Source organism: Bartonella sp. B1098 (assembly GCF_944896145.1).
In the GTDB taxonomy this organism is placed as follows: Bacteria; Pseudomonadota; Alphaproteobacteria; order Rhizobiales; family Rhizobiaceae; genus Bartonella.
In genome coordinates, this window is the sequence record NZ_CALYLP010000002.1 from 661,551 (window position 1) to 686,066 (window position 24,516).

The window sequence follows — 24,516 nt, forward strand, 5'->3', positions numbered from 1 at the left end:
ATTATGGGATAGTACTGCTCATCATTTCGCATTTAAGACGATTTATCTCTCTCTTCTCGCAACAAAGATGGAAGTAGCTTGTTGTCTACCCCAGAGCTTAAAAATATGCTACGCAAAGCCAGAATGTGAGCAATCAAAGATTTAAACACTGGTCATTAAGGATAAAAAATGTTCAAAACGCACAAGATAGAAATTGAATGGGCCGGGCGTCCGCTCACCCTTGAAACAGGGAAAATAGCACGTCAAGCTGATGGTGCCGTGATTGCTACCTATGGTGAAACGATTGTCTTAGCAACCGTTGTATCGGCAAAAAGCCCAAAACCAGACCAGGACTTTTTTCCACTCACCGTTAATTATCAAGAAAAATCCTATGCTGTTGGTCGAATACCTGGGGGCTATTTAAAACGTGAAAGTCGGCCAAGTGAAAATGAAACTTTGGTTTCACGCTTAATTGATCGTCCAATTCGTCCTCTCTTCGTTGAGGGGTACAAAAATGATACACAAGTCATTGTTTCCGTTATACAGCATGATCTTGAAAATAATCCCGATATTCTTGCGATGATTGCCGCCTCTGCCGCTTTGACCCTGTCAGGGGTTCCTTTCATGGGACCTATAGCAGGTGCCCGCGTTGGCTATTGTAATGGACAATATGTTCTCAATCCTCATATTGATGAAATGCCTGAATCAAAACTTGATCTTGTGGTTGCTGGAACAGAAAGTGCTGTATTGATGGTTGAGTCAGAAGCACAAGAATTACCGGAAGATATTATGTTGGGTGCTGTGATGTTCGGTCACAAAAGCCTTCAACCTGTCATTGATGCCATTATCAAGCTTGCTGAAGTTGCTGCAAAAGATCCTCGTGATTTTGTTCCTGAAGATCTTTCTGACCTTGAAAAAGCAATGCAAGAAATGGCCGAACAGGGTATACGAAAGGCCTACACAATTACTGATAAGCAAGAACGTTATGCCGCAATTGATGCCCTAAAAACAGAAGTCATTCATAAATTTATACCAGAAACAGAAGATAACTGTCAATTTAGTGCTGACCAAATTGCAACCGTCTTTAAACAATTGCAAGCAAAAATTGTTCGCGGAAACATTCTTGATACAGAAAGGCGTATTGATGGGCGCAACCTTTCTACTGTGCGCCCTATCCAATCAGAAGTGAGTATTTTGCCCCGCACACATGGTTCTGCACTCTTTACCCGTGGAGAAACACAAGCGATTGTCGTTGCTACATTGGGGACTGGTGAAGATGAACAATATGTTGATGCCTTAACGGGGATGTACAAGGAAACGTTCCTTCTTCATTACAATTTTCCCCCATTTTCAGTAGGGGAAACAGGACGCCTTGGTTCTCCTGGTCGTCGTGAAATTGGACATGGAAAATTAGCATGGCGAGCAATTCACCCCATGTTGCCAACGAAAGAATCTTTTCCTTATACCATTCGTGCTGTCTCAGAAATTACTGAATCTAACGGATCTTCTTCTATGGCAACGGTTTGTGGAACATCGCTTGCTCTCATGGATGCTGGTGTTCCGCTCGCGCGCCCCGTTGCAGGTATTGCCATGGGATTGATTAAAGAAGGAGAACGCTTTGCTGTTCTGTCTGATATCTTAGGAGATGAAGATCACCTTGGAGATATGGATTTTAAAGTTGCAGGAACAGAAAATGGTATTACTGCTTTGCAAATGGATATCAAAATTGATGGTATTACCGAAGAGATTATGAAAATCGCACTTGAACAAGCTAAAGACGGTCGAATCCATATCCTTCATGAAATGGGCAAAGCTTTAACCAGTGCACGGGCTGAACTTAGCGAATTTTCGCCGCGTATTGAGGTTATGAATATTGCTGTTGATAAAATTCGTGATGTGATCGGCTCTGGTGGTAAAGTTATTCGAGAAATTGTGGAACAAACTGGAGCAAAAATTAATATTGAAGATGATGGGACCATTAAAATTGCTTCTGCTGATGCTAAAACCATTGAAGCAGCAAAACGCTGGATCCATTCTATTGTCGATGAGCCTGAAGTTGGTGCTATCTACCAAGGAACAGTTGTAAAAACTGCTGATTTTGGTGCGTTTATAAACTTTTTTGGTTCTCGTGATGGGCTCGTTCATATCTCTCAACTTGCATCAGAACGCGTCACCAAAACAACAGATGTTGTTAAGGAAGGTGATAAAGTTTGGGTTAAACTCATGGGTTTTGATGAGCGTGGAAAAGTTCGGTTATCTATGAAGGTCGTTGATCAAGAAACCGGAAAGGAAATTACCGATGATCGATCGGTGAAAGAAGAAAAATGCGTGGATGAAAAAAAGCAACCTGAAAATAAGCGCCGCCGGAAGAAAAAAGAAGAGTAAGTTTTTCTTCTTATCGTAATCATGAAATGCCATCCCAACATTGGGAATGGCATTTTTCTGTGAAAGAGCCACATGTGTTATCATTGTTACCTTTTGAAAATCATGCACTCCCTTATCCAGATCCAAACCAATGCTGGCTAAGTTTCGGTTTAACAGAAATCCCCTCTTTAGAATGGGCTAAAAATTTAAAAGTTATCACGCCTTGGCGACCAGATTTTTTAAAATTTGTCGATACTCAATTTCACTGCTCTCCTCAAATCGATAAAACTCGCATCTATGATGGTGCGCTTATGCACCTAAGCAAATATCGTGGTTTTAACCAAAATTGTTTTCTTGATTTATTAGAATGCGTTAAACCAAGTGGATGGATTGTAATCAGTGGGAATAAAACGGCTGGTGCTGCTTCAATGATGAAATGGGTCAAAAAAATTGTTCCCATCACCCATAAACTATCTAAAAATCATGGTCTTGTATTTTGGCTGCAAGTTCCTCCACAAATAGAGAAACAAAATATTGCACAATTGCGCTCACCACCGCTTTCTTTTGATAAATTTCAAACCACTTCTGGTATGTTCTCACATGGTCGTATCGATCTAGGATCTGCGGCGCTTGCTTCTTATATGCCCAAAGTTATTTCTGGAAAAACGGCTGATTTTGGAGCTGGCTGGGGCTATCTTTCTCACGTTGCACTTGAAAGCAATGTAAAACTGACAACTCTTGATCTTTATGAAGCAGATTACAACGCTTTGAAAACAGCAAAACAGCACCTTAACCTCACAACAGCCCCTTTTCCAATTCATTTTTATTGGCATGACCTTGTGCATGAGCCTGTCACAAATCTGTATGACACAATCATTTCAAATCCACCGTTTCACACACAACAAACGACAGATATCTCCTTAGGAAAATATTTTATTATAAATGCTGCAAAATGCCTAAGGCCAGGTGGCAGTCTGCTGCTTGTTGCAAACCGCTACCTTCCTTATGAAACATTGTTAAAAGATATTTTCCGCTCAGTGTTGATCCATGAACAAGCTCATGGTTTCAAAATTATCGAAGCACGAAAATAAACAAAACAAGCAATATCTCTAAAGAATAAAACGAGAAAGATCGATATCAGCAGCAAGCTCACCAATAGATTGTCTCACATAAGCAGCATCAATTTTAAACGATGTTCCAGCTTTATCGGGCGCTGTAAAAGAAATCTCATCCAAAACGCGCTCCATAACGGTTTGCAAACGACGTGCCCCTATATTTTCAATCCTTGCATTTAAATCTACAGCAATATCAGCTAAAGCATCAATCGCATCGTCAGTAATTTCCAAATGAACCTCTTCCGTTGCCATAAGAGCAATATATTGTTTAATCAAACTCGCTTCTGGTTCTGTTAGAATACGTCGTAAATCTTCCCTTGTTAAAGGGTTAAGCTCCACACGGATAGGCAAACGCCCCTGAAGTTCCGGTAATAAATCAGATGGCTTGGAAACATGAAATGCACCAGAGGCAATAAAGAGAATATGATCTGTTTTGATTTGCCCATATTTTGTAGCAATTGTTGTTCCTTCCACCAAAGGTAAAAGATCACGTTGGACGCCCTCACGCGAAACCGCAGCACTGGCTCCACCATCCCTCGTTGCGATTTTATCAATCTCGTCGATAAAAACAATACCGTCATTTTCAGCAACACGAAGTGCTTCTTGAATAATCTGTTCCTGATCAAGGAGTTTTTCAGATTCATCATCAATAAGCGGTTTAAAAGCATCCCGTACTGTCGTTTTACGGACTTTTGTACGACTGCCCATTTTGCCCAAAATATCGGATAAATTCATAATCCCCATTTGCGCCCCAGGCATACCAGGAATATCAAAGGTTGAAGCACTATTGCTATTATTATCAGCTACTTCAATTTCAATCTCTTTCTCATCTAATTCACCTTCACGCAATTTTTTGCGAAAACTATCACGGGTAGCCGGACTTGCTGTTTTACCAACAAGGGCATCTAAAACGCGCTCTTCAGCATTCACGTGAGCCTTTTCTTTTATTTCATCGCGTTTCTTTTCACGCACAAGAGAAATGGCAATCTCAACAAGGTCTCGAATAATTTGCTCAACATCACGCCCCACATAACCAACTTCAGTAAATTTAGTCGCTTCTACTTTCACGAAGGGGGCTCCAGAAAGTTTTGCTAATCGACGTGCGATCCCTGTCTTACCAACACCTGTTGGTCCTATCATTAAAATATTTTTTGGCATCACTTCTTCACGCATCGGCTCATCAAGCTGTTGTCTACGCCACCGATTACGCAGTGCAATAGCTACAGAACGTTTAGCATCATTTTGGCCAATAATAAAACGATCAAGTTCAGAAACAGTCTCACGAGGGGAAAATACAACACACATTTAAATAGCTTTCTCTAAAGAAGATAATTCTGCATCCAATGTTTCAATCGTAAAATGATCATTGGTGTAAACACAAATTTTAGCGGCAATAGCCATAGCTTTACGGGCAATCGTTTCGGCATCCAAATCCAAGTCCATGAGTGCCCGCGCTGCTGAAAGAGCAAAATTTCCTCCAGAACCAATGGCCATAACCCCATCTTCTGGTTCTAAGACATCACCAAGCCCTGTTAGAGCTAAAGTTACTTTCTTATCAGCCACGAGCATCATTGCTTCTAGACGACGCAAATAGCGATCTGTTCGCCAATCCTTTGCAAGTTCTACACATGCACGCATAAGCTGATCAGGATATTGCTCAAGCTTTGTTTCCAATCTTTCCAATAATGTGAAAGCATCTGCCGTAGCACCTGCAAAACCAGCAATAACCACTCCGCTCTTCCCAAGACGACGGACTTTACGTGCATTGCCTTTCATAATCGTCTGTCCAAGAGAGACCTGACCGTCACCAGCCATCACGACTTTGCCATCTTTTCGTACCGTAATAATCGTTGTACCATACATTATGTCTGGCTTATGTTCTGTCATAAGGACACTCCTTAAATATTACTTTTCTTTTTAATATTATCTTTTCATCCAATATAAAACTCAATGATTATTGTCCTATTTAAGAACATATATAGCAAAACACAATGATTCAGCATCACTCAATTGGTTGAAATTGAAAAAATGATATTATTGTTGTCAATGTAAATTACTGCTAAATAGTTTTATGTAAACAGTTTGTGCCTTTATAGAGGAAAATTATGAAAAAAATAGCTATAGGAACCTTAGGTGGAACAATTGCAATGACTGCTGATCGTTTTGGTCACATGCAACCGACTTTAACCTCAGATAACCTCATAAAAAGTGTTCCTGATTTAAACAAGGTTGCTGATATTCATGCACAAACATTAGTGCAAATGCCAAGTGGATCTTTATCTTTTAAAATTCTTTTTGAAATAATCGAGTGGGCAAAACAACAAATAAACGCTGGCGCAAAAGGAATTGTTTTAACGCAAGGAACTGATACTTTGGAAGAAACTGCTTTTTTTCTTTCTCTTTATTGGAAGGAAGCTGAACCACTTATCATAACCGGTGCTATGCGTACTCCTCACGAAGCAGGTGCTGATGGCCCCGCTAATATTTTAGCAGCAACGCGTGTCGCGGCCGCCCCACAAAGTCGTAATAGAGGCGTTCTTGTTGTCATTAATGATACGATTCATTCACCTTATTGGCTCTATAAAAGCCATACCATCAAGGTTGAAACATTTCAATCAGGCCTTGCAGGTATCTTGGGAACTATTTTAGAAGGAAAACTCATTTATTTCAATGATCGCAAATTTTTTCCGACAACGTTTGATCCCCCCCAAAACTACGATCATCAAATTGCACTCCTTTATTCCTCTTTATCTTCTGATACACATTTAATGAAACTCTGTCTTGAAAGTGGGCATTATGCTGGACTTGTTATCGCTGGTTTTGGTTCAGGACACTGTAGTTTTCAAGAGGCAGATCTTGTACAACAATACGCACAAAAAATACCAATTATTATTGCTAGTCGTTGTTGTAATGGCTCAACAACTCGTATAACTTATGGTTATAAAGGTTCAGAAATCGATATGATTGCTTCGGGTGCTCTCATGTCCGGTTATTTATCAGCCGTAAAAGCACGTCTTCTTTTATGGACTTTTTTAGCACAAGAGTACTCATTGGCACAAATCCGCGCACACTGGAATGACTGGACGATAAGTTAATAAAAATGATCTGTTATCTTAAAGAAGAGAGCAAGCAAAACAAAATTTATTTAAATACAAAGCAGCTCGTCCTCCGCTCTTCATCGATTGCTGCGGCAAAAAAATTTCGATAAATAAAAATGATTAATACGACTATACAAAAAATTAACCAAGAAGATAATTTGGTCAAATCCATTTCTGACCGATATTCACCCTATCGTGTTTTTACAGCGCAAGAATGGTCAGAGTTTCGTGCGGACACACCTCTTACTTTAACTTTTGATGAAATTAAGCGTTTACGCTCTATTGATGATCCTATCGATCTTGAAGAAGTCCAACGCATTTACCTTTCTTTATCGCGTCTGCTCTCATGCCATGTTGAAGCAGTCCAGGAACTTTTTCACAAACGTCAGCAGTTTCTCCATCAAGAAGAGAGTCAAAAAACACCCTTTATTATTGGAATAGCTGGTTCTGTAGCCGTAGGAAAATCAACCACCGCTCGTATCCTTCAAGAATTATTGAAACGTTGGACATTTAGCCTTAAAGTTGATCTGATCACAACGGATGGTTTTCTCTATCCTAATGCGATCTTAGAGCAAAAAAATCGTATGAATCGTAAAGGATTTCCTGATTCCTACGACATTAAAAAATTGCTGTGCTTTCTCTCAGCGATAAAAGCAGGTATCGGAAATGTCTCTGCTCCTCTTTATTCTCATATGACTTATGATGTTCTAGAAAATCAGACAATTACCATTGACCGCCCTGATATTTTAATTATTGAAGGGATTAATGTATTACAGGTTAGCGATCTTCCTAAAGATGGGAAAGCCATTCCTTTCGTGTCGGATTTTTTTGATTTTTCAATCTATGTCGATGCCGAAACAGAAGTCATTCGTCACTGGTATTTAGAGCGTTTTAAACGTTTACGTAAAACAGCTTTTCAAAATCCTGAATCCTATTTTCATCGTTATGCCCTACTTAATGAAAAAGAAGCCTCAAAAATCGCTGAGGATCTTTGGCAAACGATTAATTTAAAAAATTTACAAGAAAACATATTGCCAACACGACCACGATCCAATCTCATTCTACGAAAGGGAAAAAATCATTTGGTCGAGTATGTCGCACTTAGACAACTATAAGGATTTCATAAACTATGCACCAGCACTCTATTCATTTTAGCTCAATACGTATCGATACCAGTTGCCCTATTATCTTGGTAAACCAAAGAGATCTTGCTAACTTATCACTCGATGCCTCAACAAAAGCATGGATAAAAGTTAATGATTTTACTGGCAAAGCAGGACAAATACTCTTTGTTCCTCACGAAACAGGACATTTAAAAAAAGTTTTATTTGGAATTGGCAATGGGGATGATCCCTTTATCACAGGACTGCTTGCTCAAAAACTTCCTGCTGGTTACTGGCATTTAGAAGGTGAAACCTCTGATGAAATAAATGCCTATCTTGGATTGGCTCTGGGAAGCTATCAATTTAAACGTTATCGCCAAAATTCTTCTTTCAAATCATTATCCATCCATGTGAATGAAACCGTTGATTTTGATGAGCTCCAACGTATTTATGAAGCTGTCTTCTTCGTCCGTGATCTTATCAATCTTCCAGCTAATGATATGACCCCTGATACTCTCGAAGAAGAAACACGACAACTAGGGAAAATATACGGTGCTCATATCAGAAGTATTTGTGGAGATGATCTCTTAACCCATAATTTTCCGATGATCCATGCCGTAGGACGAGCAGGTAGCACTGCACCACGACTGATTGAGTTACACTGGGGGCAAGAACATCATCCTACAATAACATTGGTAGGCAAAGGCGTAACTTTTGATACGGGGGGACTGGATATTAAATCAGCCAATAACATGTTGCTTATGAAAAAAGACATGGGGGGTGGAGCACATGTTTTGGGATTGGCTAAACTTATCATGGATGCAAAATTGCCTTTCCGTCTACGTGTTTTGATTCCAGCTGTAGAAAATGCAATTTCTGCCAATGCTTACCGACCAAGTGATATTCTCAAAAGTCGTAAAGGTTTAAGTGTTGAAGTGGGCAATACAGACGCTGAAGGACGACTTGTCCTTGCTGATGCACTCGCCTATGCTGATGAAGAAAGTCCAAAATTCATGCTTTGCATGGCTACTTTAACGGGGGCAGCACGTATCGCATTAGGACCAGATCTTCCCGCATTTTATTGTAATGATTCAATATGGGCACAACAAATTTCTGAATCGGCTCACGCTGTTTTCGATCCTCTTTGGCAAATGCCCCTTTGGAAACCTTACCAAGAGATGTTATCATCTCCCATTGCTGACCTTAACAATGTCACTGGAAATAGCTTTGCTGGCTCTATAACGGCTGCTTTATTTCTTAATTCTTTTGTTGAAAAAGCTGAACATTTTGCACATTTCGACCTTTATGGATGGGTTCCAAAAGAAAAACCAGGATACCCCGTGGGGGGATCCGCACAAACGATTCGCGCCCTTTATAATATTTTAAAAAAATGACGTTTGACACAAAATATCCATAAAGATGGACAATTTTGCTGCTTCAAAAGAATGATCTTATCGTCTTAAAGTATGCTCTGGGCTTTATTTAAAGATGAGGCGTTCTGATTGTGTAGTTGTCATGAATCTATTTAAAAATAAAATGAAAGGGAAACAAATGATCTCTAAAGATCCAAGATTACATGCATTCAGAGAAGATCTAGCAGATAAACGTCTCGAAACAGAAATTACAGCGCAGCGCTTTGTGCAAGGTGAAAAAAGACGTGTTAATGTCCCTGTTGCTGGACTGTTTAAAGAAAACAATAAAAAAAGTGAAATGCAGACAGAATGCTTATTCGGGGAAGAACTTCTTATCTTTGAACATGGAAAAACAATGTCGTGGGGACAATCCCTCAAAGATAATTATGTTGGCTATATTGATACAACAGCGCTTTGTACATCAACCGTAAAGCAAACGCATATCGTTTCAGTTCCACGTACTTTTCAATATTTCCAAGCTGATTTGCGTGGACCAATGGAATATCCTTTATCCATGGGAAGTAAGGTCAGTGTTGTTGATGAAGTTGAAGTCCGTGCAACCATGTATTCTATACTTGAAAATGGGAAAGCAATCATTAGTAATCATCTTAATCCCATTGAACACATGTATAAAGATTATGTTACCGTTGCTGAAATGTTTATTCGCACGCCTTACCTTTGGGGTGGAACCAGTGGCTTTGGACTTGATTGCTCAGGAATCATCCAACTTTCTATGATAATGACCGGTCAAATGGCTTTACGCGATACTGACATGCAACAGAAAACTATAGGCAATTCACTCTCAGACAGTGATAAACTTCAACGAGGTGATTTAATTTTTTGGCAAGGTCATGCTGCCATTATGGTTGATCATGAAAATATCATTCATGCAAATGGCTTCTCTATGGATGTTATGATCGAACCTCTAGAGGAAGTTATTACACGTATTGCTCAAACATATCAACGATATCCCATCGCAAAACGTCGTCCAATTCAAGAAACTTAATACCCTTCCTATAAAAAACAAATCATTGAATGTTTTTATATTTAAGCATTCATTAATCGCATGTTTTATTTGTTTTAAACTGTTTTTCTTACACACAACTCTTTGTACGTTATTGAAATTTTTTTGAATGAAAAATCGTAAAATATCAACAGAAAAAGGATAGTTTATGATTATAAAACACTATGTTATTATATTAAATGTATTACGATAATACTTAAAGTATTGAACATGTAAAATAATCTCTCATGACAAGCTCAAAGCATTTTCTTCTAAAGAGTCTTTTGATTTTTTCCTATCATCGATATCTTATGAAATAAATACCCCTGATATCTCTTAGCACCCCCAAGCTCAACTCACAACAATACGCATAAAAAGTATAAATCCATTATCTAGCACCATTTTATGCTTCTGAATCATGCAAAGCGATCATTATAAATTTTTCTAATTTTCAATGTCGCGATAATCTCTTAGCCATTTTAGAATGTCCTTTCAACACAAATTTCATGTCTTTTTTTAATTGTTTTATCCACGTGTAGCTCTCCGCTTGGAGCGTGCAAGAATGGTTTTGATTGATTGAGCATCTATAAATTTTAAATATGAAGATTTTGCAGGATTGGGCTTTTCCATCTAATATGAAAAATTATAAATAAGTACTTATATTTAAAAATATTTTCCTCTTATACACATTAAAGAAGGTGATTTTTTAATACCTGAACCAATGGTTTATCAGCATCAGGCATAGGATATCTCTCAAGATCATTCATAAAAACCCATTCTAAACTTTGCCCCTCGCATCCTTGCGCAACCCCCTCATAATTGTCACAAAGATACAACGGCATTAAGAGGTGAAATGTTGCATAGCTATGGCTCGCAAACGTTAAAGGGTGTAAATTATTTGCCTGAACATACACGCCAAGCTCTTCTTCTAGTTCACGAATCAATGAGATTTCTGGAGTTTCACCGTGCTCAACCTTTCCACCAGGAAACTCCCATAAACCGGCCAGCGATTTTCCTTGAGGACGCTTGGTAAGCAAAACACGGTTATTTTGATCTAACAATGCGCAAGCAACAACAAGAAGAAGGGAATTTTTTATACCCATATCGCTCTCCAATGAGAATATAATTATCTCTTTATCATATTCTACTACCTCAAAAAGAATTCATATATCTCATTCTCTTTTTTAATAATAGGCCGTTATATATAAAGAGCGTGCATCCGTTAACTTCTGTAATCGCCATTGATCATAACGTATTCCTTGGTCAAATCGCAAGACCAAACCGTCGCCTTACCAGCGCCCAAACCAATATCAACACGAATTGTGATGTGTTTACCTCGCATATAAGCGGCTATTGTTTCTTCGCAATAGTTAGGATCTCGTTCACCATTGACAGCTAAGCGATATTCCCCAAACCAAATCTTCAACAGATCACGATCCACTTCAACACCGGCCTTTCCAACTGCCATAACGACTCGCCCCCAGTTGGCATCTTCACCGGCAATTGCCGTTTTTACAAGCGGTGAATTTGCAATGGATAAAGCAATCGTTTTAGCTGCATTGTCTGTTGTTGCACCAATCACATTCACTTCAATTAAATGACGCGCACCTTCTCCATCACACACAACTTGGAGTGCAAGTTCATGCAGAAGTTCACTCAACTGTTTCACAAAAATGCCATAACGTGGATCAGCTCTCTGGGTAAGAGGAGAAAAGTTTTCTTTTCCTGTCGCAAACAACATAAGCGTATCCGATGTTGAAGTATCGCTATCGACAGTAATCGAATTAAAAGAACCCTCAACGGCCTCTGATAACATGGATTGAAGTATATCCGAAGAAATAGCCGCATCACTGACCACAAACGAGAGCATTGTTGCCATATCGGGTGCAATCATCCCAGCACCTTTTGCAATTCCATGAATGGTAACATTCGCCCCCCCACAATCAAAGGTACGCGTCGCAAGTTTTGGAAATGTATCGGTTGTCATGATGGCTTTTGCAGCTTCCAACCAATTTCCCTCTTCTGCTATCTCTGCCATACTTGGTAAAAGATTTACAATACCTGAAGCATCCATTGGTTCACCAATAACACCCGTAGAAGCTATAAAAATTTCATTTTCTCTCACCTTTAAAGTGTCCGCTGCTGCACAGATGATTTCATTGGTTGTGTTCTTTCCTTTACTCCCTGTAAAAGCATTTGCATTTCCAGAATTCACAACAACACCCCTCGCAACCCCATGGGGAAGCGATGCACGACAATGCTCTACAGGGGCAGATGGACATTTTGAACGTGTGAAAACACCTGCCACACTCACTGGTTTATCGAATACAATAAAAAGGAGATCTGTACGATCTTTATATTTAATCCCAGCTTTAGCTGTTGCTATCCGTACACCAGATAATGGGGAAAGCTCTTGGATGTTTTGGGGCTTCAAAGGAGATATTTTAAAAACCACACTATGCTTTCTATAAAAACAAATAAAATGACTACATATTAATAACCTCTTAATAGAAAACTGCTCGTTTTTTTTTGAAAAAAACAAACCTGCAAACTATCTATTAAAGAGGCTATCTACTTATTTTTTCTCGTTATTCCGTATCTTCTTCGTCAGATGTCTCATCAGGAAGCAATGTTCCATTTTGATTAAGTGATTCCATGATTTTTGTAACATTAGGATCAGGATATTTCACATCTATCTTGCTACGCAAATCAACAATGAGTTCTTGATAGCGCTTTTTTATCAACTGTGTACGCAACATCTCTTTAACATCATCAAATGCAGGAGGTTGTTTTACACGACGATCTTCTAATTTAATAATATGCCAACCAAAAGGACTTTCAACGGGTTGTTTTGTGTATTCGCCAATCTTCAAACCAAATGCTGCATCTTCAAAAGGCTTGACCATTTGACCATGACTAAAATAACCGAGATCACCCCCAACAGCAGCAGAACCATCTGTTGAACTTTTCTTTGCAATCTCTTCGAAATTTTCGCCTTTATTTAAATGCTTAATGATAGCTTCTGCTTCTTTTCTGGTTTTGACCAAAATATGACGGGCTTTAACTTCATCTTCTTTAGGTAAAGCAGCAATTTCTTGCTTATAAAGAGCTTCCAAATCAGTATCCGATATTTTGTCAACAATCGCCTGTTTAAAATAAAGCTGTTGAAGCACATTGTCACGCATAACTGCCATACGTTTATCGTAAGCCTCTGTCTTATCAAGACCTTTGCTTCTTGCCGCTTTTGCAAGTGCCTGCATATCCAAATAAGCTTTTAAGACCATCATACGGCGTTGTTCATCAGGAAAACGGGCTAAATTAGGATTTATTTCAAGCGCCAACTCATCCAATTGTCCTGCTGTAATATTCTTTCCATCAATAACAGCCATAACATGAGAAGGAGAAATAGCTTTTTCAGAAGCTTTCTCCAAAGTCTTTAAATCATTCGACGATGAATTCAAACCTTCTTGGGCCCTCACACCTAAACTTGTACTTGCCAATAAAGTTGATGCTAAAAATAGCGTGATAAAGTTAAATTTCATAAATATACTCCTTAAAAATGCAAGGCAGGTTCAAGATTCCAATTTTCTTTACCATAACACTTTAATCTTTAAACATAGAGAAATAAATGAGCAATTCATTTTAAAAAGTATAAATTTGCCCTTTATATCTCAGTTTTTTCAACCCTATCTAACGCAAATGAAAAACATGATAATAGAAAAAAATGGCACATTATATCTTAAATTACTTTGAATTGTATCCGTTAAATAACATACGTAAAGTTGACATAGCGCCCTTAGCCTCTTATCTCTACTTTACAATTTAAAGTGAAAAATTGCACACCGGCAAGTATAATGGTACCATCTGCATTTCATGATATCAGAAAACTTAAAGAAAATGTGGAACATGGGGAGATCATATGAATTTCCCAACCAGAATGATAACAATTAAAAGAAAGGGCCAGAGATGGTCAGTTTAGGTGTTTTTGCACGTAAATTTTTTGGTTCAGCTCATGAGAGACGTCTCAAAGCACTCCGCCAAAAAGTTGCACAAATTAATGCTTTGGAAGAACAATTTGTAAAATTAAGCGATGAGCAGCTTTGCCAAAAGACAGAAATCTTTCGTAAACGTCTTAGTGAAGGTGAAAGTGTTGATTTACTCTTACCGGAAGCGTTCGCAACGGTTCGTGAAGCCGCAAAACGTGTTTATGATATGCGTCCTTTTGACGTACAACTTATTGGTGGAATGGTCCTTCATGACTGTGGCATAGCTGAAATGCGTACCGGTGAAGGTAAAACATTAATGGCCACTCTACCAATTTATCTCAATGCATTGGAAGGTAAAGGCGTTCATGTTGTGACGGTAAACGATTATCTCGCCAGTCGTGATGCTGAAACAATGGGAAAAATCTTTAGTTTTCTAGGGCTTACAACGGGTGTGATTCTTCATGATCTTGATAGCGATGCTCGCCGAAAAGCCTATGCATGTGACATTACCTATGCGACAAATAATGAACTAGGTTTTGATTATTTGCGTGATAATATGGCTTTCGATCATAGTCAAATGGTTCAACGTGGGCATCACTATGCAATTGTCGATGAAGTGGATTCTATCCTCATTGATGAAGCGCGTACACCCCTTATTATTTCTGGTCCACTAGAAGATCGTACGGACTTTTATAACCTTATTGACACATTTATTCCTGCCTTAACGCCAGAAGACTATGAAATAGATGAAAAACAAAAAACAACGACCTTTACCGAAGTTGGTACTGAAAAAATCGAAAAAATGCTCGAACAAGCTGGGTATCTTAAAGGTGAAAGTCTTTATGACATAGAAAATGTCGCTATCGTTCATCATGTTAATAATGCTCTAAAAGCCCATAAACTCTTTGTTCGCGATAAAGATTACATTGTTCGCAATGATGAAATTGTGATCATTGATGAATTTACAGGTCGTATGATGCCTGGACGACGTTATTCTGAGGGACTGCATCAAGCGTTGGAAGCTAAAGAGCATGTTGCTATTCAACCAGAAAATCAAACACTTGCTTCCATCACTTTCCAAAATTATTTCCGCATGTATAGAAAATTATCTGGAATGACTGGAACTGCAACAACAGAAGCCGAAGAATTCAGAAATATTTATGGTCTTGACGTTGTCGAAGTCCCTACCAATTTACCAGTACAACGTCTTGACGAAGATGATGAAATTTATCGAACAGCAGAAGAGAAATATCGGGCGATTGTACGTAATATCCGTCAAGCGCACGAAAAAAAACAGCCTATTCTTGTTGGAACAACCTCTATTGAAAAGTCAGAACAATTAGCAGAGCGTTTGCGAAAAGAGGGCATTACCGATTTTAGAGTCTTAAATGCTCGCTATCACGAGCAAGAAGCATACATTATCGCACAAGCAGGCGTTCCTGGCGCTCTTACCATCGCAACCAACATGGCAGGACGTGGTACGGATATACAGCTTGGTGGAAATGTTGAAATGCGCATCCGACAAGAATTACAGGATACCCCCGAAGGACCAGAGCGGACAGCTAAAATTGAAGAAATCAAAAAAGATGTCAAACAACTTAAAGAAGAAGCTTTAGCCGCTGGGGGACTTTACGTTATTGCAACTGAACGCCATGAAAGCCGTCGTATTGATAACCAGCTTCGTGGGCGTTCTGGTCGCCAAGGCGATCCTGGTCGCTCAAAATTCTTTCTTTCTCTTCAAGATGATCTCATGCGTATCTTCGGCTCCAACCGTATGGATAGCATGCTGCAAAAACTCGGATTGAAAGAAAATGAAGCTATTATCCATCCGTGGATTAATAAAGCCCTTGAAAAAGCACAAAAAAAGGTCGAAGCACGAAACTTTGAAATTCGTAAAAATCTGCTAAAATATGATGATGTCATGAATGATCAACGCAAGGTTATTTTTGAACAGCGTATGGAGATCATGAACGCAGACGATTTATCAGAAATGATCCATGAAATGCGCGATGAAGTTGTGGAGGATCTGGTAGAGACTTATATTCCATCAGGAACATATTCTGAAAAATGGGATGTAAAAGCTCTCGAAGAGGAGATTCGAGAGCTTTTTAATCTTGAGCTTCCTGTGGAGGAATGGGCAAAAGAAGATGGAATTGCCGAAGAACAAATTTTAGAGCGTATCTTAGATGCTGTTACAAAACTCGAAAATGAGCGTACTGAACGCTACTCTCCAGAGGTTATGGCTTATTTTCACAAAGCAGTATTGCTCGAAACCATTGACACGTTATGGCGTGAGCATCTGGTAAGTTTAGATCATTTGCGTTCTGTTGTGGGTTTTCGTGGTTATGCGCAGCGAGATCCACTCAATGAGTATAAAACAGAATCTTTTGAGCTCTTTCAAAGTATGTTGAGAAATTTACGCCGAATTGTCACTTCTAAACTTATGCGCTTTGAGATTATTCAACAACCTACCGAACCAACCATGCCTGAGCAAACGGGTGCTGATTCTTCTGTCTTTAATGATCAAAATCAAGGAAATGGTTCCCACTTATGGGCAAGATCGCAAGAAAATAGGTTTGTTAATCCACAAGACCGTGATCCCAATGATGTAACTACATGGGGAAAAGTTGGACGCAATGAACGTTGCCCTTGCGGTTCAGAGAAAAAATACAAACACTGTCATGGAGCCTTTGTTTGAAAAGCAAACAATGAAGATGAATAAAAAGCGAAACTATGAGCAAGAATTGCGCACAGCTGGTTTAAGAGTAACGCGCCAACGGCGTGTTATTCTTGATATTTTGGCTGATACAAATGATCATCCCAACGCATTTGAAATTTTTCAGCGTGCAAATAAAATAGATTCGAGTATTTCACTCTCAACGGTTTATCGAACCATGAAAACATTGGAAGGAAATGGAACAATTCACCGTCATACCTTTAGTGGTGGTCCCTCTCGTTTTGAGCAAGCAGATGGGCAACGTCATGATCATCTCATTGATATAGAAACAGGGCAAGTTATCGAGTTTCATTCTGATGTTATTCAAAAATTGCAAGAGGAAATTGCAAAATCCCTTGGCTATGATATTGTTCAATATCGTCTTGAACTTTATGGGAAAAAAAACTCTTAAAGAAATGATTCTATATCATGAGATGAAGATATCTCAGACTAATTGAATCTTATAAAAAAATTACCTTTAAAATAGAATAGTTTTCATTGGCAAAAAAAACTTTCTGCTTTATTACCCCTTTTTGTATGATGCTATACTGTAATTCATTGTCAGTGTTCTAACAAAAAAGCATTGTAACAAAATATTATAAAAAATTGTATTATAAAAAATTAGGCCAATATTATCATGGTTTCCTTGCCACAAGATCGCATAAAACAACTTGAAAAGCGCTTTGAAATAATTGAAAGCCAAATGACAACCAATCCAAATGCTGAAACATATGTCAAATTAGCTTCTGAATATGCAGAACTACAACCCATTATTGCCTCTATACGCGCATTAAATGCTCTTTCCGAAGAGATTACAGAATTAGAAACGATTATCAACGATAAACAAACAGATATAGAAATACGCCATCTTGCCCAAGAAGAACTTCCATCGTTATATAAAAAAATAGAACACCTTGAAAAAGAACTCCAGATTCTGCTTTTGCCTAAAGATGTTGCTGATGAAAAAAGCGCTATTATTGAAATTCGAGCAGGAACGGGTGGATCAGAAGCAGCACTTTTTTCCGGTGATCTTTTCCGCATGTATGAACGTTATGCTCATGCTCACCATTGGAAAGTAGAGGTTATTTCACTCAGTGAGGGGGACGTTGGCGGATATAAAGAGATTATTGCGACCATCTCAGGCAAAGGTGTCTTTTCTAAATTGAAATATGAATCAGGTGTCCATCGTGTACAACGCATTCCTGAAACAGAAACCGGAGGACGCATCCATACATCAGCTGCTACTGTTGCAGTGCTTCCAGAAGCTGAGGAAATTGATATTAATATTCGTCCTGAAGATATTCGTATCGATACAATGCGTGCATCTGGAGCAGGAGGACAGCATGTCAATACAACGGATTCAGCTGTTCGTATCACACATATTCCAACAGGAATTATGGTCGTACAAGCAGAAAAATCACAACATCAAAACCGAGCAAGAGCCCTTCAAATTTTACGGGCACGTTTGTTCGATATCGAACGACAAAAAGCGGAAAGTGAGCGTTCAGCTTCTCGTAAAAACCAAGTTGGTTCTGGTGATCGTTCAGAACGTATTCGTACCTATAATTTTCCACAAGGACGCGTCACGGATCACCGTATTAATCTGACCCTTTACAAGCTTGATCGAATTTTGGAAGGAGATCTTGATGAACTTATTCATGCACTCATCTCCGATCATCAAACAACACTTCTAATGGAAATGGATAAAAATTGAACAAATATTCTTTCAAGAATATCATCCGACAAACGCGAGAAAAATTGTGCACGAAAGGAATTTTGGAAGCCGATATCGATGCGAAAATACTCGTTGAATGGATAACAGGAATAAATGCTGCTGAAAGAATTTCTAGACCAGATATGCATGTATCTTCTGAGCAGATTATACAAATAGAACAGGCTGTACAACGGCGTATTGCAGGCGAACCAGTCTACCGCATTATAGGAATAAGAGAATTTTATGGCATATCTCTCAAATTGTCTCAAGAGACGTTAGAGCCCCGTCCGGATACAGAAACGCTCATCGATCTTGTTCTCCCTTTCCTTAAAAAACAGGTCGAAAATTCAAGAAAAATCACACTCCTTGATATGGGGACGGGAAGTGGTGCTATTGCGATTGCCATTCTAAAACAAATTCCCCAGTCCTATGCAGTGGCAGTCGATATTTCTGAAGATGCCCTTAAAACAGCGATAAAAAATGCAAAAAATGCTGAAGTCATACATCGCTTCACACCTCTCCTTAGCGATTGGTTTGATGCAGTCACAGGTCACTTTGATTTCATTGTTTCTAATCCACCCTATATTCCCACAAAGGATATCAAAAAACTTGCAAAAGAAGTGCGCTTATATGATCCATTGCGTGCTCTGATCGGTGGAGAAGATGGGCTTGATTTTTATCGAAAGCTTGCCCATGAAGCATCTAACCACTTAAAAGAAAATGGCTATGTTGCTGTTGAAATTGGTTACTCTCAAGAAAAAGACGTCTGTGATTTATTTGAAAAAAATGGTTTTCAATGTTTAGAAATGCGCAAAGACCTTAGTGGGATACCCCGCGCACTTCTGTTTGCATGCAAGCCTTAAAATTCCCAATCATCATCCGTGGTCGCAACCGCCTTGCCAATGACATAGGAGGAACCAGCCCCTGAAAAAAAGTCATGATTCTCATCAGAGTTGGGTGATAAAGCCGCTAAAATAGCAGGATTAACACGACAAACCTCAGGAGGAAAAAGAGCTTCAAAACCTAAATTCATTAAAGCCTTGTTGGCATTATAATGGAGAAAAATTTTTACATCTTCCGTCAATCCAAGGGTATCATAAAGATCTTCAGTATATTTGCACTCAATGTTATAAAGATCAAAGAGCAAGTTAAAAGCAAAATCTTTAATTTCTTGTCTTTTGGTTTCATCAAGCTTTGCATAACCCAATTGAAATTTATAGCCTATATAATAACCATGGACCGCTTCATCACGAATGATAAGCCGAATGAGATCTGCTGTATTGGTCAACTTAGCGCGACTGGCCCAATACATGGGCAAATAAAAACCAGAATAAAATAAAAAGCTTTCCAGCAAGGTCGAAGCAATTTTTTTCTTGAGTGGATCATTTGCTTCATAACGCTCAAGGACTAACCTAGCCTTTTTCTGCAAATGACTATTTTCTTCTGACCATCTAAATGCATCATCAACTTCTACCGTCGAACAAAGGGTTGAAAAAATAGAGGAATAAGAACGTGCATGAACCGCTTCCATGAAGGCAATATTCGTCAAAACGGCCTCCTCATGCTCTGTTATCGCATCAGTAAGCAATGAAATAGCACCCACGGTATTTTGAATGGTATCTAGAAGTGTTAATCCTGTAAAAACACGAATCGTCAATTGACGCTCTTCATCCGTTAAACTTGACCATGAGGGAATATCATTGGAAAGCGGAACCTTCTCAGGCAACCAAAAATTTCCAGTTAAGCGGTTCCATACTTCAAGATCTTTCTCATCGTGTAATCTATTCCAATTAACAGCAGACACAACAGGATTTTTGGTTGCAATCTTTGTCATATGATGACCTCCTATAAACTGCACGAAACACAGCCATCGATTTCTGTTCCACTCAATGCGACTTGCCGCAGTCGTACGTAGTAAATACTCTTTATACCTTTTTTCCAAGCATAAATTTGTGCGCGGTTAATATCACGTGTGGTCGCGGTATCAGGAAAAAATAGTGTTAATGAAAGACCTTGATCAACATGCTGTGTCGCTGCAGCATAGGTATCTATAATTTTTTCAGGACCAATCTCATAAGCATCTTGATAAAAATTCAAATTCGTATTATCCATATAAGGTGCGGGATAATAAACACGCCCAATTTTTCCCTCTTTGCGAATTTCAATTTTTGAAGCAATTGGATGAATCGAAGAAGTGGCATGATTAATATAAGAAATAGATCCCGTAGGGGGAACTGCCTGCAAATTGCGGTTATAAAGTCCATACTCAATAACGTTTTTCTTAAGTTCCTGCCAATCCTTTTGATCTGGGATAACAATATTATTCCGTGCAAAAAGCTCTTGTACAAGCGAAAATTGCGGTTTCCATTCTTTTTCAATATATTTTTCGAAAAAACGTCCATCAGCATAAGCGGATTTTTCAAATCCTGCAAACATTTCTTGACGTTCGCGCGCAATTAAATTGGAAGCCCGTATAGCGTAATATGTCACAATATAAAAATAGATATTGGTAAAATCAATCGCTTCTGGAGACCCATAATAAATCTGCTCACGCGCGAGAAAACCATGCAAATTCATTTGTCCCAAACCAATCGCATGACTTTCAGCATTGCCTTTTGCAATGGAAGGCACACAAGCAATATTACTCATATCCGAAACCGCAGTAAGAGCGCGAACAGCAGATTCTACGGTCTGTCCGAAATCAGGACTTTCCATTGCTTTAGCAATATTCATTGACCCAAGGTTACAGGATATATCACTTCCAATCGTGCGATAAGTTAAATCTGTTTCCAGTTCACTGGCCTCACTCACCTGCAAAATTTCTGAACATAAATTGCTCATACTTATGCGCCCAGCAATCGGATTGGCTCGATTAGCAGTGTCCTCAAATAAAATATAAGGATAACCAGACTCAAATTGAATTTCCGCTAATGTCTGAAAAAAAACGCGTGCACTTATTTTCTTCTTACGAATTCTTGCATTATCAACAAAAGAGCGATAATGCTCCGTTAAAGAAATATCGCTAAAAGGTTTGCCTGTCACACGCTCAATATCATAAGATGAGAAGAGATACATGTCCTCATTATTGCGTGCAAGCTCAAAAGTAATATCAGGAATAACCACACCAAGCGAAAGCGTTTTAATTCTAACTTTTTCATCAGCATTTTCACGCTTTGTATCCAAAAACTTCATAATATCTAAATGATGTGCATGCAAATACACAGCTCCAGCCCCCTGTCGCGCCCCAAGCTGGTTGGCATAAGAAAAAGAATCTTCCAAAAGTTTCATCACCGGTAAAACACCGGATGATTGATTTTCTATTTGCTTAATTGGCGCTCCAGCCTCCCGCAAATTGGTTAAACAAAGTGCCACACCTCCACCGCGTTTTGAAAGCTGTAAAGCCGAATTAACTGCACGACCTATTGATTCCATATTATCTTCAACACGGAGCAAAAAACACGAAACTAATTCACCACGTTGTTTTTTTCCCGCATTTAAAAATGTTGGCGTTGCTGGTTGAAAACGCCCTGTAATAATCTCGTCCACAAAACTTTCAGCAAGAGCTTTATTCCCTTGTGCCAAATATAAAGCCACAAGACAGACACGATCTTCATAACGTTCAAGATAACGCTTCCCATCAAAAGTCTTTAGCGTATAACTGGTATAGTATTTAAATGCACCTAGGAAGGTAGGAAAACGAAATTTAAATGCATAAGCACGTTTAAAAAGCTTTTTAATAAAAGAAAAATCATAAAGCTCAAATAAAGCTTTTTCATAATAACCTTCTTCTATCAAGTAATCTATTTTTTCCTTCAGGTTATGAAAAAAAACTGTATTTTGATTAACATGCTGAAGAAAATATTGCCGTGCAGCAAGCCGATCCATATCAAATTGGATATGACCATTTTCATCATAAAGATTAAGCATTGCATTCAGTGCATGATAATCAGTAATCTGATCAGACTTCTGCGACTGTTCTATCCCAATTGTTTCCAAAATCTTTCCAATCCCTTTTTTACACAAAGAACGTCTTCATCAGTTCCACGCAGCTCAAAATGATAAAGGCAAGGGACACAACATTTTTCAGCAATGATCTTACTGGCTAAATTATAATAGCGACCAAAATTACGATTCCCACCGCCAATGACACCACGAATTAACTTGCGATTCTCAGCTTCATTAAGAAAATGAATAACGGCTTTCGGCACCGCCCCTCTTCCTTCTCCATCTGCATATGTAGGAACAACCAGGATATAAGGTTCACCAACTAATGCAGAGGGCTTTCTTTTATCAATTTTGAAGAGTCGTTGACCAAGCTGCGAGACAAAATGTTCTGTATTACCCGTTGCACTCGAATAATAAACAATAAGCCCCATTAAGCACAAAGACCACTAATCATATCTGGTCTAAAACCAGACCAATGATTCTCACCACAAACAACAACAGGAACCTGGCTATACCCCAGAGATTGAACAAAACTGTATGCTTGTTCATCACAGGAAATATCAACAACACGATAATGAATGCCTTTTGCATCAAAAGCGCGGCGTGTAGCATCACATTGGACACAAGATGGTTTGCTATAAATAGTGATCGACATTTTCTTCAACTTTCACAATTCAAAACAATCAACTCTAAAAGAGTCAATCTAATTATTTTATAGGTACTCAAGAATAACAAACAACAGAAATTGTACGCAAAACGTGTGGTTATTTTCAAACAGCACACAGATTTCTGAACATAACAGAATCTCTCATCAAATAGCTTCAAAACTATGAGGAGAATAAGCGATTATTCTATAACTTAAATGGAAGACCCCAGTTATAAAACAATCTTTTGCTTGGCAAACAATTCCCTCCTGCTGTCTAAAAAACTAACGTTCTAAACCGCCGTTTTCAAGAGTTCTGTTTTACTCTTTTACGGCAAAAATCAATTACAAAAATGACAGGAAATCCTCCCAAAAGAGACGCTTCAGCAAGAATATCCCTATACCCTTGCTCAACAAACTTTTACGATAACATTGGAAATAACTTAGATACCAAACGAAACACACTAACACCCTCTCTTGTGCTTATTTAGAATCACCAATCATTTTGATACTATATATAGTATATACTCTCTCTCTTTCGTCAAGGAGAATTCGACCATTATTTTGAATTGTCCACGATCTTCCCACTAAAATATTCAACACTCAACGCTATGTTATAATATAACATTTTATTGACAAACGTTATATTATAACATAATTTCTAAAATAATAAGATAAAGATGGTATAAGTTATGGATCTGCACTTTAAAAAGACAACATTAGGCTATGGGAATAGAATAGCAATCAAAGATTTTTCAGCAAAGTTAAAAGCGGGTTCATTGGTCGCAATCACGGGTGATAACGGTGCTGGAAAATCAACCTTGCTAAAAGCCATCGCCGGATTGATTAAACCTCTTAAGGGAAAAATTACAAAACCGAAAAAAAGCCGCATTGCTTATCTTTCTCAGCAATGTGATATCGATCAAACATTTCCAATTGATGTGAAAACACTTGTAAAAACAGGACTATGGTCTTTTTGCGGATTGTGGAAAAACCAACGCCCTTATGATTCTAAGATTCAGAATGCGCTTGAAATGGTTGGACTCACAACACTTACTACCTGTTCGCTTGAAACATTATCAGGTGGGCAATTACAACGCGCCCTTTTTGCACGTATCATTGTACAAGATGCTGATATTATCTTGCTTGATGAACCTTTCAATGGTATCGATCGCAATACTCAAAAAGACCTTCTTGCACTGATCACGGACTGGCAACAGCAAGGACGCACAGTTCTCACAGCACTCCATGACCCTCTCGTCGTGCAAGAATTTTTTCCTCAAATAATTCAAATTAATCAACAAAACGCCTTTTATGGAGAAACAATACAGTTTCTCGATAATACTATTCATTCCATTATGCCTCCTCTCAGCTCCAACTCTTTGTGTATTAATACACGACACACGACAGCACCTGCCTCCTATTAATGATTCTCTCT

At 38.6% G+C, this 24,516-nt stretch carries 20 protein-coding genes; 11 read left to right on the forward strand and 9 right to left on the reverse strand.

Going from position 1 to position 24,516, the window contains the following annotated elements; translation table 11 throughout:
* Window positions 1–168 precede the first annotated feature (168 nt).
* A complete protein-coding gene (gene pnp, locus NNJ85_RS02900; RefSeq protein ID WP_254473403.1) occupies window positions 169–2,364 on the forward strand; it encodes a polyribonucleotide nucleotidyltransferase in 2,196 nt (731 codons plus the stop codon).
* Window positions 2,365–2,438: 74 nt separating this feature from the next.
* A complete protein-coding gene (locus NNJ85_RS02905; RefSeq protein ID WP_254473906.1) occupies window positions 2,439–3,434 on the forward strand; it encodes a class I SAM-dependent methyltransferase in 996 nt (331 codons plus the stop codon).
* A gap of 18 nt (window positions 3,435–3,452) precedes the next feature.
* On the opposite strand, the gene hslU is transcribed toward NNJ85_RS02905, so the two are convergent.
* Both hslU and hslV read right to left on the reverse strand, forming a co-directional pair.
* Window positions 3,453–4,763, reverse strand: coding sequence for an ATP-dependent protease ATPase subunit HslU (gene hslU, locus NNJ85_RS02910; protein ID WP_254473405.1), 1,311 nt, complete (start codon window positions 4,761–4,763; stop codon window positions 3,453–3,455).
* Window positions 4,764–5,345, reverse strand: a complete 582-nt coding sequence (gene hslV, locus NNJ85_RS02915; RefSeq protein ID WP_254473407.1) for an ATP-dependent protease subunit HslV — start codon at window positions 5,343–5,345, stop codon at window positions 4,764–4,766. It lies immediately after the preceding gene.
* 218 nt (window positions 5,346–5,563) lie between these two features.
* On the opposite strand from hslV, the gene NNJ85_RS02920 reads away from it, so the two are divergent.
* From NNJ85_RS02920 to NNJ85_RS02935, 4 genes are all read left to right on the forward strand, one after another.
* On the forward strand, window positions 5,564–6,553 hold the full coding sequence (locus NNJ85_RS02920; protein WP_254473409.1) for an asparaginase: 990 nt from the start codon (window positions 5,564–5,566) through the stop codon (window positions 6,551–6,553).
* Window positions 6,554–6,726: 173 nt separating this feature from the next.
* Window positions 6,727–7,671 carry a type I pantothenate kinase gene (coaA, locus tag NNJ85_RS02925; RefSeq protein WP_254473915.1) on the forward strand — a complete coding sequence of 315 codons (945 nt, stop codon included), beginning with the start codon at window positions 6,727–6,729 and terminating at the stop codon, window positions 7,669–7,671.
* Between the two features lie 14 nt (window positions 7,672–7,685).
* Window positions 7,686–9,053, forward strand: coding sequence for a M17 family metallopeptidase (locus NNJ85_RS02930; protein WP_254473410.1), 1,368 nt, complete (start codon window positions 7,686–7,688; stop codon window positions 9,051–9,053).
* A gap of 157 nt (window positions 9,054–9,210) precedes the next feature.
* Window positions 9,211–10,077: an NlpC/P60 family protein gene (locus tag NNJ85_RS02935; RefSeq protein ID WP_254473412.1), complete on the forward strand. Its 867-nt coding sequence runs from the start codon at window positions 9,211–9,213 to the stop codon at window positions 10,075–10,077.
* A 686-nt stretch (window positions 10,078–10,763) separates the two neighbouring features.
* Here NNJ85_RS02935 and mutT read toward each other — a convergent pair.
* From mutT to NNJ85_RS02950, 3 genes are all read right to left on the reverse strand, one after another.
* A complete protein-coding gene (gene mutT, locus NNJ85_RS02940) occupies window positions 10,764–11,177 on the reverse strand; it encodes an 8-oxo-dGTP diphosphatase MutT (protein ID WP_254473414.1) in 414 nt (137 codons plus the stop codon).
* A 119-nt stretch (window positions 11,178–11,296) separates the two neighbouring features.
* Window positions 11,297–12,529, reverse strand: a complete 1,233-nt coding sequence (gene argJ / locus NNJ85_RS02945) for a bifunctional glutamate N-acetyltransferase/amino-acid acetyltransferase ArgJ (protein WP_254473416.1) — start codon at window positions 12,527–12,529, stop codon at window positions 11,297–11,299.
* Window positions 12,530–12,662: 133 nt separating this feature from the next.
* Window positions 12,663–13,616 (reverse strand): peptidylprolyl isomerase, encoded by a 954-nt coding sequence (locus NNJ85_RS02950; protein ID WP_254473417.1) that lies wholly within the window; start codon window positions 13,614–13,616, stop codon window positions 12,663–12,665.
* A gap of 424 nt (window positions 13,617–14,040) precedes the next feature.
* Here NNJ85_RS02950 and secA point away from each other — a divergent pair, with 424 nt between their 5' ends.
* From secA to prmC, 4 genes are all read left to right on the forward strand, one after another.
* A complete protein-coding gene (gene secA, locus NNJ85_RS02955) occupies window positions 14,041–16,758 on the forward strand; it encodes a preprotein translocase subunit SecA (protein ID WP_254473419.1) in 2,718 nt (905 codons plus the stop codon).
* Window positions 16,697–17,188 (forward strand): Fur family transcriptional regulator, encoded by a 492-nt coding sequence (locus NNJ85_RS02960; protein ID WP_254473421.1) that lies wholly within the window; start codon window positions 16,697–16,699, stop codon window positions 17,186–17,188. The genes secA and NNJ85_RS02960 overlap by 62 nt, the downstream gene beginning before the upstream one ends.
* A gap of 225 nt (window positions 17,189–17,413) precedes the next feature.
* The gene (prfA, locus tag NNJ85_RS02965; protein WP_254473422.1) at window positions 17,414–18,490 is read left to right on the forward strand and encodes a peptide chain release factor 1; all 1,077 of its coding nucleotides are present in this window, start codon (window positions 17,414–17,416) and stop codon (window positions 18,488–18,490) included.
* The gene (gene prmC / locus NNJ85_RS02970; protein ID WP_254473423.1) at window positions 18,487–19,353 is read left to right on the forward strand and encodes a peptide chain release factor N(5)-glutamine methyltransferase; all 867 of its coding nucleotides are present in this window, start codon (window positions 18,487–18,489) and stop codon (window positions 19,351–19,353) included. The genes prfA and prmC overlap by 4 nt, the downstream gene beginning before the upstream one ends.
* Here prmC and nrdF read toward each other — a convergent pair.
* The 4 genes from nrdF to nrdH are packed head-to-tail and all read right to left on the reverse strand — an operon-like array spanning window position 19,350 to window position 23,090.
* On the reverse strand, window positions 19,350–20,324 hold the full coding sequence (gene nrdF, locus NNJ85_RS02975; RefSeq protein WP_254473424.1) for a class 1b ribonucleoside-diphosphate reductase subunit beta: 975 nt from the start codon (window positions 20,322–20,324) through the stop codon (window positions 19,350–19,352). The genes prmC and nrdF overlap by 4 nt on opposite strands.
* Before the next feature lie 11 nt (window positions 20,325–20,335).
* Window positions 20,336–22,486 carry a class 1b ribonucleoside-diphosphate reductase subunit alpha gene (nrdE, locus tag NNJ85_RS02980; RefSeq protein ID WP_254473425.1) on the reverse strand — a complete coding sequence of 717 codons (2,151 nt, stop codon included), beginning with the start codon at window positions 22,484–22,486 and terminating at the stop codon, window positions 20,336–20,338.
* The gene (gene nrdI, locus NNJ85_RS02985) at window positions 22,468–22,866 is read right to left on the reverse strand and encodes a class Ib ribonucleoside-diphosphate reductase assembly flavoprotein NrdI (protein WP_254473426.1); all 399 of its coding nucleotides are present in this window, start codon (window positions 22,864–22,866) and stop codon (window positions 22,468–22,470) included. The genes nrdE and nrdI overlap by 19 nt, the downstream gene beginning before the upstream one ends.
* Window positions 22,866–23,090 carry a glutaredoxin-like protein NrdH gene (gene nrdH, locus NNJ85_RS02990; RefSeq protein WP_254473428.1) on the reverse strand — a complete coding sequence of 75 codons (225 nt, stop codon included), beginning with the start codon at window positions 23,088–23,090 and terminating at the stop codon, window positions 22,866–22,868. The genes nrdI and nrdH overlap by 1 nt, the downstream gene beginning before the upstream one ends.
* A 680-nt stretch (window positions 23,091–23,770) precedes the next feature.
* On the opposite strand from nrdH, the gene NNJ85_RS02995 reads away from it, so the two are divergent.
* Complete coding sequence (locus tag NNJ85_RS02995; protein ID WP_254473430.1) at window positions 23,771–24,505, forward strand: ABC transporter ATP-binding protein; 735 nt, start codon at window positions 23,771–23,773, stop codon at window positions 24,503–24,505.
* Window positions 24,506–24,516 lie beyond the last annotated feature (11 nt).